This is a genomic window from Shimia sp., from assembly GCF_039969785.1.
In the GTDB taxonomy this organism is placed as follows: domain Bacteria; phylum Pseudomonadota; class Alphaproteobacteria; order Rhodobacterales; family Rhodobacteraceae; genus Shimia.
Genome location: NZ_JBDVNC010000022.1, coordinates 208,346 through 227,238, shown reverse-complemented (window position 1 = coordinate 227,238; position 18,893 = coordinate 208,346). Strand labels below are relative to the sequence as shown.

Below are 18,893 nucleotides of genomic sequence, written 5' to 3'. Positions count from 1 at the left end.
CGGCCAATGAGGCCGGTCTTGAATCGTTCACGAAGTCGTTTCTATAGCGCAGTCCTGAGCCAGACTGTAACTATGCGTCATTCGATTTTCGTTGCCGCAGAAACAGGGTAGAGTTGCCCGGCAGGTCAAAGCAAATCGACTGGGACTGATTGCTCCATGCGATACCTTCGCTTTCGCAAGATTGCGCAAGGTTGTGCCCCGATCCGCCATATTCGGCGGCGTCGCTGTTAAGGATCACTTCCCAAGTGCCATCGTTGGGCACGCCCAGGCGGTAACCGGTGCGTGGCGCGGGTGTGAAGTTGCTCACAACGATAATCGGGTCTTTGCCGTTTTTACCCTGACGGACCCACGCATAGACTGACAGATCAGCCTGATCGACCTCAAGCCAATAGAACCCTGAGGCGTCACAATCCGTCGAATAAAGTGTCGGATTTTGTGCGTAGGTCTGGTTCAGTGCACGTACCCAGTTTTGCATGCCGCTGTGGCTGGGGTGGTCCAGCAAGTGCCAGTCCAATGACTGATTGTGGTTCCATTCAGATCCCTGGGCGAACTCCTGTCCCATGAACAGCAGCTTTTTGCCGGGATGTCCCCACATGAACCCGTAATAGGCCCGAAGGCAGGCAAACTGGTCAAAGCCGTCACCCGGCATTTTCTCCAACATCGAGCCTTTGCCATGCACCACCTCATCGTGGCTGATTGGCAGCACGAAGTTTTCCGAAAAGGCATAGGTCAGGCCAAAGGTCATTTGGTGATGGTGATGGGAACGATGAATTGGGTCGCGCTGGATGTAATCCAGCGTGTCATTCATCCAGCCCATATTCCATTTGAAGCCAAAGCCCAGCCCTCCCTGATCGGTCGGTTTGCTGACACCGGGGAAGGACGTGCTTTCCTCGGCAACCATCATCACGCCAGCATCGGCATTATAGACCAGTTCGTTGGTGCGCTTCAGAAACTCGATGGCTTCCAGGTTTTCGCGGCCGCCATGTTTGTTTGGAACCCATTCGCCGTCTTTGCGCGAATAATCCCGATACAGCATCGACGCGACTGCATCAACGCGCAGCCCGTCGATGTGGAATTCGCGGATCCAATACAGCGCGTTGGCACACAGGAAGTTCTGCACTTCGCGGCGGCCGTAATTGTAGATCAGGGTGTTCCAATCCTGATGGAATCCTTCTCTGGGATCGGCGTGCTCATAAAGTGCGGTGCCGTCGAATTTCCCCAACCCGTGTTCATCGGTCGGGAAATGCCCCGGTACCCAATCCAGCAGCACACCAAGCCCGGCAAGGTGGCAGGCATTTACGAACTGTCGGAATTCATCCGGTGTCCCATAGCGAATTGTCGGTGCGAACAGGCCGATGGGCTGATAGCCCCATGAGCCGTCAAACGGGAATTCTGAGATCGGCATCAGCTCGATATGAGTAAAGCCCATGTCGCGCACATAGTCGACCAACTCGGTCGCAAATTCCAGATAGCTGAGCGCGCGGTTGCCGTCTTCAACCTTGCGACGCCACGATCCCAGATGCACTTCGTAAGTCGAAACCGGTTGGTCGTGGCGATTTCGGCTGGCGCGATTCGCCATCCAATCATCATCGCTCCACTCAAAATCGCGCAGATCACGTACAACCGACGCTGTCGACGGAGGATGCTCGGCGCCAAATCCCATTGGGTCAGCCTTCAGAGGCAGTGTCGTGTGCGACTGGTCGCGGATTTCATATTTGTACATGCAACCAACGGTCAGATCAGGGATGAAAATTTCCCAGATGCCGGTGGAACCACGGGCACGCATGACATGACACCGACCATCCCATTGGTTGAATTCCCCAACAACGGAAACCCGGGATGCGGCTGGTGCCCAGACTGCAAACTGCACACCTTTTGTACCTTGATGGGTCATCGGATGTGCGCCGAGGCGTTCCCACAATCCCAGATGTGTTCCTTCGGCAATCAGGTATTCGTCCATATCGCCAAGAACCTGCGCAAACCGATACGCGTCGTCCTGTTCCCATTCGGCGTCGGCATTGCGCGCGCGCAACCGGTAGGGGCCGGTTGCAACGGGTTTACGGACATAGCCGGAAAACAAGCCGCGACCATCCAGACGGTTCAGAACAGCCTCGACCTTGTTGGTCTTTCCATTGATGACCTCAACGCTTTCTGCGCCCGGCATCAGGGCTGTCACGCTCCAGCGACGCCCGTTTAAGTGCGGTCCAAGAACGGAAAACGGATCCGTCATCATGCCGTTCAGCAATGCTTCGCCAGTTGCTGAACCAAATGCAGGAACATAAGCAATTTTTGTCATTTTCTGGCTCCGGATAATGAGTCCACGCCCCAGATTTCGTCGGCGTAGCTTTGAATGGTGCGATCCGACGAAAACCAACCTGACAGTGCAGTGTTGAGAACGGCCATGCGGGCCCAGGCGTCTTTGTCGGCAAAGCCCTTGTCGACTTTGCGCTGTGCCTTCCAGTAGGCATCGAAATCTGCGGCGACCATGAAGTAGTCGTCACGCAACAGTTTTTCGAGCACTGGCCAGTGGCGCGTTGTCTCTTCCGGGGAATAGAAACCGTCGCGGATCTGGTTAATGACCTCAGTCAGGATCGGGCTTTGATCTATGTAGTTTTGCGTTACATAGCCGTCTCGCGCGTCTTGCACTTGGTCCGCCGTCATACCGAAAATATAGATGTTATCCGGGCCGACATGTTCGGCGATTTCAACGTTGGCGCCATCAAGCGTCCCGACAGTGACAGCCCCGTTGAGAGCAAACTTCATATTGCCTGTTCCCGAGGCCTCTTTACCCGCAGTTGAAATCTGCTCGGACAAGTCGGCCGATGGGATCAGGATTTCAGCCATCGAGACGTTATAGTTTGGCGGATAAACCACTTTCAAACGATCCCCGATCACCGGGTCGTTGTTCACCGAAACGGCGATGTCATTGATCAACCGAATAATGTTTTTGGCGTCCAGATACGCAGGGGCGGCTTTGCCCCCAAAGATTTTGACGCGCGGTGTCCAGTCGGCATCGGGATTGCGACGGATGGCATTGGCAAGCGCTGCCGTTTCCAAAGCGTTCATCAGCTGACGTTTATATTCGTGAATACGCTTGATCTGAACATCGAACATGGCGTCGACCGATACGTCGATATCCATGGTTTCTTTGATCCAGGTCGCCAGCTTTTGCTTGTTGTCCCGCTTGATCGCCATGAAACGATCCCGGAATTCCGCATCATCCGCGAGAGGTGCAATTTTCTCCAGTTGCTCAAGATCGCAAACCCACTCGGTTCCGATTTTTTCATTCAGAAGGTTACGCAAGCCTTCATTACAACTGTGCAACCAGCGACGTGGCGTGACACCGTTGGTCTGGTTCAGGATACGGTTGGGATAGACTTGGTGAAGGTCGCTGAACACAGTCTGTTTCATCAAGTCCGTGTGCAAAGCTGAAACGCCGTTGACCTTGTTGGCACAGGTAAAGGCCAGCGTGCCCATGTTAACTTTTTCATTCTCGACAATCCGAGGCGCGGAGCCGACGTTTGACGCCCTGGCATCCCGTGCCAGACGATCATCAACACGCTCAATCAACTGCATGTGGCGCGGCAGCGTCTCGGACATCAGCTGGGTGTCCCAGGTTTCCAGCGCTTCTGGCAGCAATGTGTGGTTGGTGTAGTTCAGCGTGCCCTGAGCTATATCAAACGCGTCATCAAACTCAAAACCATGACCGTCAATCAACAGCCTGATCAACTCGGGCCCGGCGATGGCAGGATGCGTGTCGTTCATTTGGATGGCGACTTTGGACGGCAAGGCCCGCAAATCACCGTTATGGTTCAGGAAGCGTCGCAGCAAATCCTGCAAAGACGCAGCGGTAAAGAAGTATTCCTGCTTCAGCCGCAGAGCCTTGCCGATTTCGGTGCTGTCATCCGGATAGAGAACCCGGCTGATGGTTTCTGCCAGAACTTCCGGAGCAGCGGCTTCCATATATTCGCCACGATTGAAGGGTTCGAGGTCAAAGATTTTCTTTGGCTTAGCTGACCACAACCGCAATGTATTGGTCCAGCTGGCCTGCCACCCCGGAATTGGCGTGTCATAGGCTTGTGCCATCACCTGATCAGAAGACGTCCAAACCGCCCGCGATCCTTTTTCCGTTACGTGCCCGCCAAAACCGATGTCGTAAACGCATTCTGCGCGTTCAAATTCCCAGTTGTGCTGATGACGTAACCAATCCTCGGCCACCTCGATCTGGCGCCCGTCGTCAAACGATTGTTTGAACAATCCATGCGCGTATCTGATGCCGTATCCATAGGCGGGAATGCCAAGGCAGGACAGGGAATCAAGGAAACACGCTGCCAGACGGCCAAGACCGCCATTGCCAAGCGCTGCGTCTGGTTCGTCTTGCATAACATCGTTGAAGTTTACGCCATGAGCGGCAAGCGCCGCCGTGGCTTTTTCTTCGAGCCCGAGGTTATTGACCGCGTCCTCAAGAATGCGGCCCAGCAGAAACTCCATCGACAGGTAGTAAACCCGCTTGCGATCCTGCTTATAGGTCCGACGTGTGGCTTCGAACCAGGGATCGATAAGCTTGTCGCGTACAGCGCGTGACAGCGCGAGACGCCAGTCAGAATTAGAGGCCGCGTCAGGCGTTTTGCCAACTGTGTGGGCCAGGTGAAATTCGATCGAACCCGCAAGCGAGCCAGTGTCATTAAAATCTTTCATGGTCTTGTCCGTCATATTCTTTCCGTGGGGTTAGCGGGACCGGATCATCAAGTGATGATGTCCGCTTTGCTCCGGCCGGTGTGTTTGGTGATTTCTGAAATGATTTCAGCAGCCTCGATGACTGGTGCCAATGCGTTTTGTACGTCCTCGCTGTGGTCACCGGATGAGTCGACAAAGCGCTCAAGATAGACGCGCAGCGTGGCACCCTGTGTTCCGGTACCGGACAAGCGCATCACCACGCGAGAACCGCCGTCAAAGCTAATGCGTACGCCTTGGTGTTCTGTCAGGCTGCCGTCGACCGGATCGTGATACGCAAAATCGTCTGCATCGGTGATGGTCATGCTGCCTGCGGTGGTTCTCGGAAGAGAAGGCAGTTGAGCGCGCAGCGCTTTCATCAGCGCTTCGGCGTCATCTGACGGGATCTCTTCATAATCGTGGCGGGAATAATAGTTGCGCCCAAAGCTGCGCCAGTGATCTTGCCGCAACTGAATGATGTCGCGCCCGTCACGCGCCAGAATGTTCAACCATGCCAGCACGGCCCAAAGCCCGTCTTTTTCGCGAATATGGCTCGACCCGGTGCCAGCGCTTTCTTCGCCACAAAGTGTGGCTTTTTGCGCGTCCAGAAGGTTGCCAAAGAATTTCCAGCCCGTGGGGGTCTCAAAACACGGAATGCTAAGCCGTTCCGCCACGATGTCGACCGCCTGGCTGGTTGGCATCGAGCGCGCTACGCCAAGTAATCCACCTGAATAAGCCGGGCATAGATGCGCATAAGCCGTCAGCATTGCGAGGCTATCAGAGGGTGAAACGAAGCCATCCTTTCCTTTGCCGATGCACATATTTCGATCGCCGTCGCCATCTGATGCTGCGCCAAAGTCGGGAGCGTTGTCGCCTTCCATGATAGCGACCAGTTCGCTGGCCCAAACCGGGTTGGGATCGGGGTGCCCGCCGCCAAAATCAGGGCTTGGAACTGCGTTGATGACGGATCCGGGAGTTGCCCCTAACGTGCCCTCCAGAATGCGCTTCGCATAGGGTCCGGTTACCGCGTGCATGGCGTCAAAACAAACGCGGAATCCGCCTGTGAACATCTGGCGGATCGCGTCAAAGTCAAACAACTCCTGCATCACTTCTTCGTAGTCGTCCACGGGATCGATTACGTCGATCCGGGTCTTACCGATCTGCGTGCTGCCAATGGTGCCAATATCGCAATCGGCCGCGTCCGCAATTTTGTATTCCGAAATATTCAATGTACGGGCAAAAATCTCGTCAGTGATTTTCTCTGGGGCAGGGCCGCCATTTTCGGCGTTGAATTTAACCCCAAAGTCGCCGTTTTCGCCGCCCGGATTGTGGCTGGCTGACAGGATGATGCCGCCATCGGTATTGTTCTTGCGGATCAGGTTAGAAACCGCTGGAGTAGACAGGATGCCATTTTGGCCTACGATCAATCGTGCCGCTCCGTTGGCCACTGCCATACGAATGATGACCGCGATCGCTTCGGGGTTAAAGAAACGCCCGTCGCCGCCAACCACATAGGTTTTCCCTGCGGCGCCACCGGTGCCATCAAAAATACATTGCACAAAGTTCTCAAGATACCCGGGCTGGCGGAAAACGGCAGTTTTCTTGCGCAATCCTGATGTGCCGGGTTTCTGGCCCTCAATGGGGGCTGTTTGAACGGTTTGGAAGGTCATGGTCCTTCTCCGATTTTGTCAGTGTTTGTTCGACCTTCGGCGCGCATTTCAAGTCCGAGCTTGGCAAATGCGGGGGAATTGCGAATGTCGTTTGAGGAAAATGTTACGGCCTGTTGCCAGTTTGGATATTCGTCGATTGTTCCGGGCAGGTTTTGCTGCTCTTTTCTTTCTGCGACGTCGTCGAGCTGCACAGCCACCAGTTCAGAGTTGGCGTTGGCCAACCTTTTGTGGATTGCGCAAATGGGCGAAACGTCGCCAAGTGAATTGTGAGCCTTTTGACGGTCTGTTTGGATTTGTTCAAAACTGTCCGGGGTCATTGCGCCAAATTGCATCTGCAAACGAGCATCCTCGGCCGCGAAAAAGCCATTGATCGTAGGGGTGTCGTGGGTTGCAAAGGCACAGATCGCCTTTGTACGGGCTTTTGCTGTATCGGTGAAACCGCCAGCGTCGTTTCGCATGTATTGCAGGACATCGAGCCCGTAAATCCCATAGACCGCCAGCTTTTCACGCAGACCTTCAGGGACAAGACCCAAATCCTCGCCAATGACAATTGTACGGTTGCGCGCGCTTTCAATCGCGACGACAGCCAGCAGCGCGTCCACCGGATAAGAGACATAGGCACCTTCTGTGCCGCCATCAGGAATCCAGAAACTGCGCATCAAGCCCAGAATATGGTCAATTCGGATCATTCCGGCATGCCGCATGACCGCCTGCAAAAGACGTGAGAACCCGGCATATCCTTGTTCCCGACACAGTCTGGGCGATTGCGGCGCCAAACCCCAGCTTTGGCCGGAAGGCCCCAATGGATCTGGGGGCGCACCGAGCGTGGCACCGGTCACAAGAGATGTGCCTTCAACCCACGTTTCGGCGCCACCCAACCGGGGGCCAACGGCTAGATCAAGGTAAATGCCAATCCGCATTCCACCATCGATGGCCTGTATTTGGGCATCCGCGAGTTGGCGCGCCGCCAACCATTGCGCCCATTTGTGGAAGGATAGATCGTTCGTATGTTCAGGCAGGAACCGGGCAAGCGTTTTGTCATGGCGGTTACGGTATTCCGCAGGCCAGTTGCGCCAGTCCGGTCCAAACTGGCTCGCAAGGACCTCGAACAGGGCATAGTCGTCCAGGGCCTTCCCCTTGGTCTGGCAAAAACTGACAAAGTCGCGTTTGTCCGTTGCCGTTTCGGGCAAGTCCAGAAACTGGGCGTATTCAGTCGCAAGTGCCTTGTCGTTGGCAGTCAGAGCCGCCGGATAGTTGATCAAGCCAGGGGCGGATTGATCCGGTGACCTGAGCCGCCGCGAAGCGTTCGGCGCTGCCACATGCCACGTGTTTAGAAATTCCCGATGGCTGGGAGAATACGGGCTGATCACGTTTTCAGGGCGTGTTTGGCCCATCGCATGTATCGGGTTAATGCCAAGGAAATCAGCGCCATGCCCGGCCATCGCGGCTGCATATTCGCCCAGATAAGGATAGGTTCCGATTTCGGCGTTGTTTCCGTTGGTCAGACCATAAAGCGGCGCGGTAACACCCCAGGCACGGTCATGTCCGCTGTGGTCGGCCAGTGTGGTTGATTTGGTCGGGTGTGCCAATATCCAAGTAACCCACTCATCAGCTCCAGACCTCAGAACCAGGCGGTGAATGCCCAAGGGCAATTTGGGCAAGGCAATGCTTTGGTCCGACGTTCCGCTTGCCAAAACTGTTTGGCTAGTCTCTGCCTCGACAACCCAATCAACGTGTCTGGAAACCGGGACAATGGTGCTTTGTCCTGCAGGGATAATGACTTCAGGGGGGGCAGGGCGCTGTGCATCCTTGTTGCGAAGGAAGTTGAGTTGATTCTGAGCGTCCCCTTCAGTGGACACATTGTATCCAAGCGCACGCAACACGGCGAGCCGGGTGTCCTGGGATACCGCAATTGTCTGGCCGTCAAATCCACCATATTCGGCACCAATACCGACATGATGGCAAAGATCAGAAATCCAGTCTGTCATAGCGCCACCTTCTTGCCGACAAACAGCATCACAGAGTGCGGTGCTATGTGTTGGTGATTGGCGTCTTTGACAAGGAATGGCGCGGTCTTGGGCTTGGCTGTATCCAAGGCGCATTCCCATCGGAATTCCGAGCCAGGAGAAGTCAGGGCAAGGCGTCTTTTGGAGTCGCTGCCATTGACCACAATCATGGCAGTGCCCCCATCAGAAAGAGGGGCTTCGGCGGCTCCGCGCAACTGCAGGCAGAAGCCGTCCAGCATCGGGTCGCGCCAGTTCAACGCGCCACCTTCCAGATTGGACCAGATAGCGTCCTGAAACCCGTCTTCTCTCAGACGGCTGTGCAGGAACCAGCCTTGCCGCAAAACCGGCGTTTCGCGTCGAATGGCAATAAGTTTGCGGACAAACGCAAGCAGGTCCTGATCGGCGGTATCCCAAGCGATCCAGCTGGTCTGATTGTCCTGACAATAGGTGTTGTTGTTGCCTCGCTGGCTGCGGCCCAGCTCGTCACCGGCCAGCAACATCGGAGTGCCTTGAGACAGGAAGACTGTTGCCAACAGATTGCGTGCTCTTAGCGCTCGCCGGTCCAATATGGCCGGATCGGTTGTGTCACCTTCGGTCCCGCAATTGTCAGAGCAATTGTGCCCGTGGCCATCCGCGCCATTTTCACCGTTCGCTTCGTTATGCTTTTCCCGGTACCGGGTGGTATCCGCCAGTGTGAAACCATCATGCGCAGCGACGAAATTGATCGAACTAAATGTTTTGCGACCCGGATAGTCAAAGACAGACGCCGTGCCCAGAAAGTTGCCAGCCAGATCTTGCGCAGAATGCGCATCGCCACGCCAGAATTTACGGGACGTGTCGCGAAATTTGTCGTTCCACTCCGCCCAATCAGCCGGAAAACCACCGAGCTGGTATCCACCGGGACCGATGTCCCATGGTTCTGCAATCAGCTTACATTTGCTGAGAACCGGATCTTGTCGGATGGCATCAAAGAACCCGCCGTAAAGGTCAAATCCATGTGGTTCGCGTCCCAGTGTGGTTGCCAGATCAAATCGGAATCCATCGATCCCCATATTCGTGACCCAATAGCGCAATGAATCCAGTATCATGCGCAAACAAAACGGATGACTTACGTTTACCGTGTTTCCACATCCGGTATCATTGACGTAATACTGAGATTGGTTGGCCTGAAGGTGGTAATAGACCGCATTGTCCAGCCCGCGAAACGAAAGGGTCGGCCCCCGCTGATCGCCTTCAGCTGTGTGGTTATAGACGACGTCCAGAATGACCTCGATTCCGGCCTCATGGAGGTTACTGACGGCCTTTCGAAACCCGTCGGCTCCATTGGGACCGAAGTAACGAGATTCCAGCGCAAAGAACCCAACTGTGTTGTAACCCCAATAGTTTGTCAGGCCGCGGTCCAACAGAAATCCATCGTCCAGAAAGGCATGGATTGGCATCAATTCCAACGCGGTCACGCCGAGATCTTTCAGGTGATCGATTACAGGCGCGGTGCCGAGAGCCTCATAAGTGCCCCTAAGGGGCTCCGGAATGTCCGGGTGCAGTTGGGTCAGACCTTTGACATGCGCTTCGTAAATGACCGTGTCTGACCACGAGCGGCGGGGCGAGGGTGCACCTTTCCAAGCGGTTTCGATTTCCGGCACGACAGACTTTGGCACAAAAGGAGCGCTGTCAATCTGGCAAGGTTGGTCATCCGTCTCTGAAAGGGTGCGGTCATATCCCAGTGTTTCTTCCACCGCAGTCCAATCGCCGTTGTAAGACCGCGAGTAGGGATCAGCCAAAAGCTTTTGCGGATTAAAACGATGCCCTTTGTAGGGCTCATACGGACCGTGCACACGATACCCGTAAAGCGCGCCGGGTTTCAGGCCAGGCACATAGCCATGCCAAACTGGACCGGTACGCTCAGGCAGGGTCAGCCGGGTAAGTTCACGTGCACCATCGTGGCTGAACAAGCACAGTTCAATCTTGGTGGCGTTCTCAGAAAACACAGCAAAATTAACTCCTTGGCCGTTGTAAACGGCACCAAGGGTCGTGTGCTCTCCGGCACCGATACTATAACAGAAGGGGATCTGTTGCATCTTGTATTATCGCTCGCTCAGGTCCTGGAAAAGTTCTGCAAAACGGGCGGCCGAACTCTCCCAACTAACAGGGTGTTTCATCGCGTTGCGCACAGATTTTTGCCAGTGCGTTTTATTCTCATACAGCGCCATAGCGCGGTTAAGTGCGTCGCCTAGTTTTTCCGAGGTTACCGGCGCAAAATTGAAACCGGTCGCGCATTTTGCAGCAAGCGCGGCTTCGTTGGCATCAATGACCGTGTCCGCCAGACCACCGGTTTTTGACACAATCGGCAAGGTTCCGTAACGCATGGCGCAGAGTTGCGTCAGGCCGCAAGGCTCAAACCGGGAGGGGACGAGTGTCGCATCGGCGCCGGCCTGAACGAGATGTGCGAGGTCTTCGTCAAAACCGATTTCCACACCAACTTTACCGGGGTAACGTTTGGCCAGTTCCAGAAACCCGCGTTCCAGATCAGCACTGCCAGACCCGAGGAGAACGAACCGTGCGCCGCTGTCCAATATATCGGGTAGAACCCGCAGCGCGATGTCCAAACCCTTTTGTTCCGACAGGCGGCTGATGACTGAAAATAGCGGGGCGGACGTGTTGCCGGACAGGTTAAACCGCTCCAAAAGGGCACGTTTATTAGCTAACTTTTTCGCAAGAGTACGCGAAGAATAGTTTTGCGCCAGTGCAGGGTCGGTTTCCGGATTCCAAACTGTGGTGTCGATACCGTTTAATATGCCAGTCAGCACGTCCCGGCGCGCATTCAACACGCCCTGAAGACCCATACCGAATTCATCAGTCAAAAGCTCGTCCGCATAAGTTGGGCTAACCGTTGTGATCTGGTTTGCATACATCAGCCCGCCTTTAAGGAAACTGATCTTTTCGAAATACTCAAACCCGTCTTGAGTAAAGCCCATTGGATCAAGGTCCAAAGCACCGATCGTCGTGGCCGGAAAGATACCCTGAAACGCGATATTGTGGATCGTAATCACGCATGGTTGGGTGGCATTAGGAAACTGTCGCGCATAAACGGGTACTAGACCGGCCTGCCAATCATGGGCATGGATCACGTCCGGACGCCAGCCTGCGATGCCTTTGTCCGCGATCCGGGCGCCAATCCAGCTGAGCAGCCCAAACCGAAGATGATTGTCAGCCCAATCCACACCCTGTTCGTTCAGGTAAATCTGACCCGCACGATCATAAAGGTGCGGTGCATCAACCAGCAGTAAGTCAATCCCGGCCTCGCGCTTGGCGAGAACCCGAACCGAGCCGCCGAACCTCGTTTCCGACTCGAATACCTGTTCTGCACCTTCCACCAGATGCGCAATCTGACGGTAAAGCGGTAAAAGAACTCGACATTCAATAGCGTGATCGCCAAGCACTTTGGCCAGGGCTCCGACGACATCCGCCAGCCCCCCGGTTTTGATGAATGGCGCGCATTCGGACGCAACGGAAAGGATTTTCATAGTCATTAGTCTAAACGATCAATCATATCTTGGGTGATGAGGCAGATGCCGTTGTCAGTACGCTGAAACCGCTTGGCGTCAAGCTCAGGGTCTTCGCCAACAACGAGGTCGGCAGGAATCTGGACGGCACGATCAATGACCACATTTGTTAGACGTGCGCCGCGACCAATGTTAGCGTATGGCATGGCGACGACGCCTGACAACTCAGAGTACGAGTTTGCGCGCACGCCGGTGTGTAACAGGCAATCGTTCAACCGAGAGCCAGAAATGATGCATCCACCTGAAACCATTGAAGAAATTGCCATTCCCCGGCGATCTTTCTCATCGTGGATGAATTTGGCAGGCGGTGTGATTTCGGCATAGGTCCAGATCGGCCATGATTGGTCATAGAGATCCAATTCAGGTTCGAAATCGGTCAGGTCGATGTTGGCCTGCCAAAAGGCATCGATCGTTCCAACATCGCGCCAATAGGGTTTTTGCTCTTTCGAGCTAGTGACACAGGACCGGCTAAATGGATGAGCGTAGGCGCGCCCCTGAGCAACCAACGCTGGAATGATATCATTGCCAAAATCGTGCTCTGAGGTTTCGGACTCGGCATCCTTTTTCAGCAATTCGATCAGAAAATCAGTCTTGAAGACGTAAATACCCATACTGGCGAGGGCTTGCGTCTCGTCGCCCGGCATATGGGGTGGGTTTTCGGGCTTTTCTACGAAGTCCAGGATCAGGTCGCTTTCATTTACCGCCATCACGCCATAGGCCTTGGCTTCCTCACGTGGAACCTCAATGCAGCCAACAGTGACATCCGCGCCGGTTTCGACATGCTGTTTCAGCATCAGCGAGTAATCCTGCTTGTAGATATGGTCACCCGCCAGGATCAGAATGTATTTCGGAGCATAGCCTTCGATAATGTCGATGTTTTGCGTAACGGCATCCGCAGTGCCCAAATACCAGTGACCTTTTTCGACACGCTGAGACGCGGGCAAAATATCGAGCGATTCATTACGCTCAGCCCGGAAAAAGCTCCAGCCACGTTGCAAGTGGCGAATAAGGCTGTGCGCCTTGTACTGAGTGGCCACACCGATCCGGCGAATGCCGGAATTAACTGCGTTGGACAAAGCAAAGTCGATAATACGAGCCTTGCCGCCGAAATACACAGCCGGTTTGGCGCGAACATCAGTTAATTCTTTCAGTCGGCTTCCGCGACCGCCTGCAAGAACAAATGCCATTGTCTCGCGAGCCAGTTGATGTGTGGATACAGTCATCTCAGTTTCTCCAAGGTTAGGTCATCAGGACCTCTAGTATTTATGATAGCGCTAACAAAATATGTGCCGCTCGTAGCTCTTTTTTGCGATTCACGCAACTCATCGTGAACCAAAGGACCAGTCCCCCGGAGCCTTGCCCCCTAAAACACGATTCCACCGCCACCTGTCAATAAATAAATCACAATGATTTATTTATTGACAGGTGGGCGTGAATCTGAAAAACAGCACTGGCGAAAATGAAAGTTGACGACGGCGCTATGGAACATGCATTGAAAGCAGAACAGGTGGCAGGAGTCACGAGCCGCTTGTCTCGCGGGTCGAACCAAAGTGGTATGCGTGCGTATAATGAACGTCTTGTTCTGTCGCTGATCCGCCAGTCCGGCGCGTTGCCCAAAGCCAGCATTGCAAAGATGACAGGCCTGTCAGCTCAGACTGTATCCGTTATAATGCGATCTCTTGAAGCCGACGGTCTTTTGCAAAAAGGTGAACCTGTCCGGGGCAAGGTAGGGCAGCCATCTGTCCCGATGGATCTGACTGGAGCCGGTGCATACTTCTTTGGTCTAAAAGTCGGGCGACGTGGTGTGGATTTGATCCTGACAGATTTTCTGGGCCGTGTTGTTCAGCAAGTGTCGAAAAAATACCGGTTCCCGACGCCAGACGGGGTTGTCGCATTTGCAAATACAGCTATTGGCCAAATGCTTGATGATTTGCCCGAAGGTGGGCGCGACCGTGTGTCCGGGCTTGGCATTGCGATGCCCTTTCGGCTCTGGGATTGGGTCCGTCAATTTAGCGTAGACTATGGAGAAATGTCGGGTTGGCGCGACCGGACAATTTCTGACGAAATCGGAAAAAACTGGGACTTTCCCGTGCTTCTTAGCAATGACGCGTCAGCTGCTTGTGGTGCTGAGCTGGTATTTGGCGATCAGGAAAAGCCGCGGGACTTCTTGTACTTTTTTGTTGGGTATTTCGTTGGCGGTGGAATGGTGTTGGACAATGTGCTTTACACTGGGCGCACCGGGAACGCTGCCGCACTTGGATCGATGCCTATCGCGGGCTTGGGTGATAGCCCGCGCCAACTTGTAGATGCTGCATCATTGGCTGCGTTGGAAACTGCGCTGCAGTCCGGCGGGTATGATGGCGACATGATATGGGAAGCGCCCGGCAGTTGGGATTTACCCGAGGATGTTTTGGATTCATGGTTGGTCGAAGCGGCCGCCGGTTTGGCGCTTACAGTTCTCTCATCCGCCTGTGTAATCGATTTTGAATGTGTCGTTGTGGATGGTTGGTTGCCCGTTACAGTTCGTACCAAACTTGTCGCCCGCATCAATCACCAACTTGGCGAAATATCTCTGGCCGGTATCGAAGCCCCGAGCGTTCGTGAAGGAACGATCGGACCAGATGCGCGGTCTTTGGGTGCTGCAAGCCTGCCCCTGTCAGAGCGGTTTCTTGTAGACCGCAATGCTTTCTTGAAAGGTTAAGACAATGATTTTGTGCTGCGGAGAAGCGCTGATCGATATGATACCCTCCCCGAATACCGACGGGCGTGAAGGCTATGTGCCCCATTCCGGAGGTGCCGTATTCAACACATCAATTGGATTAGGGCGGTTGGGCGTTCAGACTGGCATGCTAACAGGATTGTCGACCGACATGTTCGGCCAGCAGCTTATCACAGCTCTTAAGGCCAGCCATGTGGACACGTCGAATGTGATCCTGTCGGACCGGCCAACAACGCTGGCATTTGTGCGTCTTGTGGATGGGCACGCGACCTATTGTTTCTTTGATGAAAACTCGGCTGGCCGGATGTTGACGCCAGATGATCTTCCGCAATTGTCCGACGAAGTCTCTTCGCTGTATTTCGGAGGTATCAGCCTTGCTTGTGTTCCGGGCGCCAACGCCTACGCCGCGCTGTTGGAACGTGAAGGCAAAGATCGCGCGGTGATGCTGGACCCGAATATCCGCCCTCGTTTTGTTGAGGACATTGACGCGTTTCGCGACCGTTTGGATCGGATGGTTGCCATGGCGGATATCATCAAAGTGTCCGACGAGGATTTGAACTGGATTTTGCCTGCTCCGCTTTCGTTTGATGAGAAAGTCGAAATGCTCCTGGAGAAGGGCCCGTCTGTGCTCATTTTGACCCGCGGCGGCGAAGGCGCCACTGGATATCTGTCTGACGGCAGTTCGGTTAAAGTCCCTGCGCAAAAAGTCGAAATGGTCGATACTGTTGGCGCTGGCGATACATTCAATGCGGGATTTTTGGCCAAATTGTATGAACTTGGGCAGCTTCGTAAATCCAACCTGAAAGTGCTGTCACATGCAGACCTGAAAGAGGCGTTGACGCATGCCGCCAAGGTTGCAGCCGTCACCGTTTCGCGTGCCGGTGCCAACCCGCCTTGGGCCGGAGAGTTGTAGACGGCGAGAGGTCGGTTGAAGGCCCTTGGCCAGACCAACGCGCAGATGGGTTGTTCCGTTCAGGCCTGTTGTCGATTCGAGATCGGACTCCCTCATGACTCCACAGCTTTAGGCACTTGACAGGGTTACTGTGATATCTGAGGTAGTTTTGAACACTTTTATCTTGTTCTTGCGGCCAGCATTTGTACGAAGCCTTGCGATTTCCGGGCGCTTTCGATGCGCCAGTTTAGAATTTGCTCTACTAAACTGCTGCGTACTGGAGCCGTCTTGGCATCGTCCCAAAGGTTATTAACCTCGTTAGGGTCGGCATCGAGATCAAAGAGCTGTCCTTCCTCATGATCGACGAAATGCACCAGTTTCCAGTTGTCTTGCCGGATCATGGTCATAAAGTCGGTCCCGGTCAGGATTGCGTCATCCGAATGCTCGGCAAAAACCCGATCCCGTGCGGCCCCCTTTGCGCCGAACAAGATGTCGGCCAGTGATTTGGCCTCCATCCACTCGGGTATTGCGGCACCAGCAGCCTCAAGAATGGTAGGTCCGAAATCAAACAGGGACACAAGCTGCGCATACTTTTGCCCGGCTGCTACTTTACCCGGCCAACACATTATGGCGGGAACATGGACCGACTGTTCATACATGTTCCATTTTTGGGAATGGCCGTGATCATTTAGACAATCGCCGTGGTCGGATGTGAAAATGATGATCGTGTTGTCTAACACTCCGCGGGCTTCCAGTGCTTTGACAATATTGCCGACCTGCGTGTCGATCATCGTTACATTCGCATAATAATGCGCGCGTTGGCGATGCAGCTGTTCCTTGTTGGGGGCTTCGAGATGGTGCACTGCGTCATGTCCGTTATCGAGGTGGTTCTGCCGCAGGGTTTGCAGTGGGGTTGGCTGGGTTGAAAGATCGTAGTTCAAGATCGGCTCGGGCAAATCCTTGTCCAAATACATGTCGAGATATTCTTGGGTGGGATCATACGGCGGGTGCGGGCCGGGCAGGCCTATCTGCAAAAAGAACGGCTCATTTCCCGGATAGCGTTCTAACCACCAACATGCGGTTTCACCTACAAAAACATCGGGGTGAAGGTCTTCGTCCTGTTCCCAGACAAATGCCCCCAAAGCTTCATCGTAATCGGGTCGTTTGGAATAGCTGACACGCGATGGTTTGTCGGCCCCACGCGCATGGATCGCCTTGTCCCAGTTGTCTAGATAGAACGGCAGGTTAGGGTGGTCGCGGTCCTTGTTTTCAACGACGTGACGTTCGTGAAATCCAAAGTCACCCTCGATCGGCATCGTGTGCATTTTGCCCACATTCACACAGCGGTAGCCCGCATCGGCTAGCTCGGACACCCAACAATAATTCCACGGTTCATCATTGCGAAAAACACCGTTTGTATGGGGATATGTACCGCTGAACAGCGAGGCACGCGACGGCGCACAAGAGGGCGCTGTCACATACATGTTCTCAAAAACAGCGCCCTTGTGCACCAGCGCGTCAATATTCGGGGTAATCATGTGATCAAACCCGTTGGCAGCAATCGTATCAATGCGCTGCTGGTCGGTCAGGATAAAGACTATGTTGGGTTGTTTACGCATTACTAGCCTTTCACTGCCCCGCCCATTGATTGGACGATATATTTATTCGCAAAGATAATGACTGGCACGGTCGGCAAGGTCAAAACGATGCTGGCCAAGGCGATGCTGCCCCAATCGACACTGGCATAAGAAACGAAATTCATAATGGCGACAGGTGCGGTCACTGTGTCGGAACGGGTGATGACCAGTGCAAAGAAAAAGTCATTCCAAGCGATTAGAAATGCCAGCACAGCGGTGGCGACAATGCCGGGTCGCGCGGCAGGAAGCACAACTTTGACCAAGGTTTGAAACAAGGAGGCGCCATCAAGAAGCGAGGCTTCGATCAATTCGTCCGGAATTTGTGACAGAGACGTCCAGGACGACCAAACCACCATTGGCAAGGTTAGGACCATATAGGCCGCGATCAGGCCGATCCACGTATCGAGCAGACCAATGTTCAGGTAGATCAGGAATAGCGGAATGACAAAACCCACCGGCGGTGCCATGCGCAAAAGAAGCAGTGCCCAAGAAGCGATGAATTTTCGTTGCGAACGTCCCTTGGCCAATGCAAATCCGGCAGGCACGCCAATAATCATGGCAAGGATGGTCGAGCCGCCGGCCGTCACTACGCTGTTAAACAGCGCAAACGGAAAGTCCGAACGGGCGAGGGTTTGAAAGTTGTCCCAAGTCAGCTGTGTGGGCGATTGCCAAATTGGTTCAAACAGGTGTGTGGTCGGGCGAAACGACAATATGAATGACCATATGATCGGCAGGAATGTGAACGCCAGACAGGCGAGCATCATTGTGACGCCCGCGATTTTCTTAAAGCTCATGTCACGTTTAGGCATCGGTTAACCTCGCGTTTGCACGGGCGACGTAAAAGCTGATGATGCCGGCAAATAGGAACAGGAAAACCGCAATCGCCGCGCCGTAGGACACATTGGACGATTGGAACGTCTGAATATAGGCATAGTAATTCGTAGCTTGGGTTGCGCGCCCCGGCCCGCCGTTCGTCATTACAAAGATCAGCGGGAAATGCTTGAGCGTTTCTATGAACCGGAACAGCGCGACCATCAACAGCGCGGGTTTCAGAAGCGGCAAAGTGATGCGCCAGAAGATCTGCATCTTTGAGGCCCCGTCAATCGAGGCGGCCTCATCCAGATCGCTCGAGATACCTTGCAACGCGGCAAGGATCAGCAACATCACAAACGGCGTGCTGGCCCATGTATCGGCAATCACGATGGCTGCAATCGCCCCGTATTGCGACGTCAAAAGCGGAGGAACGGTAATGGCAAAGATATCAAAGAAGGCGTTGATTGGGCTGAGCGTCGGGGTGAACAGGCTCAGCCAAATCAGGGCCACGGCCACGTGCGGTACGACAAACGGCACCACAAACATGCCTCGGGCAAAGCGCCAGCGTGGCACGATCTTTTCCAGACCAACGGCGATGGCTAATCCTAATGTGACCTGCGCGACAACGCCGAAAACGCTAAGCATCATCATCACAGAAATTGAGTTGCGAAAGCGGCGGTCTCCGATCAGACGTTCAAAATTGTGCAATCCGATGTCGCGGTCCCAGGGTTTGATCAAATGAAAGTCAGTAAATGATAACCCCAGCATCCCGAGCAAAGGGATGATTGCAAAAATGCCGACGGCAAAGACCGCGGGGAAGAGCATCATCCGATAGGCCCGGTTGAATTGCGGCTGAACGCCTGCGGATGGCAGCATCTTT

At 54.2% G+C, this 18,893-nt stretch carries 12 protein-coding genes; 2 read left to right on the top strand and 10 right to left on the bottom strand.

Going from position 1 to position 18,893, the window contains the following annotated elements:
• Nucleotides 1-70: 70 nt before the first annotated feature.
• From glgB to glgC, 7 genes are read right to left on the bottom strand one after another with little or no spacing between them, the layout of a single operon-like run.
• Entirely contained in the window at nt 71-2,233 is a 2,163-nt protein-coding gene (gene glgB, locus ABJI08_RS12280; protein WP_348402239.1) for a 1,4-alpha-glucan branching protein GlgB, read from the bottom strand.
• A 59-nt stretch (nt 2,234-2,292) separates the two neighbouring features.
• The gene (locus ABJI08_RS12275; RefSeq protein ID WP_348402132.1) at nt 2,293-4,698 is read right to left on the bottom strand and encodes a glycogen/starch/alpha-glucan phosphorylase; all 2,406 of its coding nucleotides are present in this window, start codon (nt 4,696-4,698) and stop codon (nt 2,293-2,295) included.
• 47 nt (nt 4,699-4,745) lie between these two features.
• Entirely contained in the window at nt 4,746-6,383 is a 1,638-nt protein-coding gene (locus tag ABJI08_RS12270; protein ID WP_348402131.1) for an alpha-D-glucose phosphate-specific phosphoglucomutase, read from the bottom strand.
• Nucleotides 6,380-8,371, bottom strand: coding sequence for a 4-alpha-glucanotransferase (gene malQ, locus ABJI08_RS12265; RefSeq protein ID WP_348402130.1), 1,992 nt, complete (start codon nt 8,369-8,371; stop codon nt 6,380-6,382). Before malQ ends, ABJI08_RS12270 begins: the two co-directional genes overlap by 4 nt.
• Nucleotides 8,368-10,467, bottom strand: a complete 2,100-nt coding sequence (glgX, locus tag ABJI08_RS12260; protein WP_348402129.1) for a glycogen debranching protein GlgX — start codon at nt 10,465-10,467, stop codon at nt 8,368-8,370. The genes malQ and glgX overlap by 4 nt, the downstream gene beginning before the upstream one ends.
• A gap of 6 nt (nt 10,468-10,473) precedes the next feature.
• Nucleotides 10,474-11,913, bottom strand: coding sequence for a glycogen synthase GlgA (gene glgA, locus ABJI08_RS12255; RefSeq protein WP_348402128.1), 1,440 nt, complete (start codon nt 11,911-11,913; stop codon nt 10,474-10,476).
• 5 nt (nt 11,914-11,918) lie between these two features.
• Nucleotides 11,919-13,175 carry a glucose-1-phosphate adenylyltransferase gene (gene glgC / locus ABJI08_RS12250; protein ID WP_348402127.1) on the bottom strand — a complete coding sequence of 419 codons (1,257 nt, stop codon included), beginning with the start codon at nt 13,173-13,175 and terminating at the stop codon, nt 11,919-11,921.
• A gap of 332 nt (nt 13,176-13,507) precedes the next feature.
• Between glgC and ABJI08_RS12245 the strand changes: the two genes are divergently transcribed.
• Complete coding sequence (locus ABJI08_RS12245) at nt 13,508-14,653, top strand: ROK family transcriptional regulator (RefSeq protein ID WP_348402238.1); 1,146 nt, start codon at nt 13,508-13,510, stop codon at nt 14,651-14,653.
• Nucleotides 14,654-14,657: 4 nt separating this feature from the next.
• Complete coding sequence (locus tag ABJI08_RS12240; RefSeq protein WP_348402126.1) at nt 14,658-15,584, top strand: carbohydrate kinase; 927 nt, start codon at nt 14,658-14,660, stop codon at nt 15,582-15,584.
• A gap of 158 nt (nt 15,585-15,742) precedes the next feature.
• On the opposite strand, the gene ABJI08_RS12235 is transcribed toward ABJI08_RS12240, so the two are convergent.
• Genes ABJI08_RS12235 through ABJI08_RS12225 form a run of 3 tightly spaced genes read right to left on the bottom strand, consistent with a single transcriptional unit; the run spans nt 15,743 to nt 18,889 of the window.
• The gene (locus ABJI08_RS12235; protein ID WP_348402125.1) at nt 15,743-17,182 is read right to left on the bottom strand and encodes a sulfatase-like hydrolase/transferase; all 1,440 of its coding nucleotides are present in this window, start codon (nt 17,180-17,182) and stop codon (nt 15,743-15,745) included.
• Nucleotides 17,183-17,184: 2 nt separating this feature from the next.
• A complete protein-coding gene (locus tag ABJI08_RS12230) occupies nt 17,185-18,009 on the bottom strand; it encodes a carbohydrate ABC transporter permease (RefSeq protein WP_348402124.1) in 825 nt (274 codons plus the stop codon).
• Nucleotides 18,002-18,889, bottom strand: a complete 888-nt coding sequence (locus tag ABJI08_RS12225) for a sugar ABC transporter permease (RefSeq protein ID WP_348402123.1) — start codon at nt 18,887-18,889, stop codon at nt 18,002-18,004. The genes ABJI08_RS12230 and ABJI08_RS12225 overlap by 8 nt, the downstream gene beginning before the upstream one ends.
• Between the last annotated feature and the right edge of the window lie 4 nt (nt 18,890-18,893).

Bases quoted from the DNA above. Each gene is read 5' to 3' on its own strand.
- glgB (WP_348402239.1), bottom strand. From the start codon at position 2,233: ATGATGACGGATCCGTTTTCCGTTCTTGGACCGCACTTAAACGGGCGT.
- ABJI08_RS12275 (WP_348402132.1), bottom strand. From the start codon at position 4,698: ATGAAAGATTTTAATGACACTGGCTCGCTTGCGGGTTCGATCGAATTT.
- ABJI08_RS12270 (WP_348402131.1), bottom strand. From the start codon at position 6,383: ATGACCTTCCAAACCGTTCAAACAGCCCCCATTGAGGGCCAGAAACCC.
- malQ (WP_348402130.1), bottom strand. From the start codon at position 8,371: ATGACAGACTGGATTTCTGATCTTTGCCATCATGTCGGTATTGGTGCC.
- glgX (WP_348402129.1), bottom strand. From the start codon at position 10,467: ATGCAACAGATCCCCTTCTGTTATAGTATCGGTGCCGGAGAGCACACG.
- glgA (WP_348402128.1), bottom strand. From the start codon at position 11,913: ATGAAAATCCTTTCCGTTGCGTCCGAATGCGCGCCATTCATCAAAACC.
- glgC (WP_348402127.1), bottom strand. From the start codon at position 13,175: ATGACTGTATCCACACATCAACTGGCTCGCGAGACAATGGCATTTGTT.
- ABJI08_RS12245 (WP_348402238.1), top strand. From the start codon at position 13,508: ATGCGTGCGTATAATGAACGTCTTGTTCTGTCGCTGATCCGCCAGTCC.
- ABJI08_RS12240 (WP_348402126.1), top strand. From the start codon at position 14,658: ATGATTTTGTGCTGCGGAGAAGCGCTGATCGATATGATACCCTCCCCG.
- ABJI08_RS12235 (WP_348402125.1), bottom strand. From the start codon at position 17,182: ATGCGTAAACAACCCAACATAGTCTTTATCCTGACCGACCAGCAGCGC.
- ABJI08_RS12230 (WP_348402124.1), bottom strand. From the start codon at position 18,009: ATGCCTAAACGTGACATGAGCTTTAAGAAAATCGCGGGCGTCACAATG.
- ABJI08_RS12225 (WP_348402123.1), bottom strand. From the start codon at position 18,889: ATGCTGCCATCCGCAGGCGTTCAGCCGCAATTCAACCGGGCCTATCGG.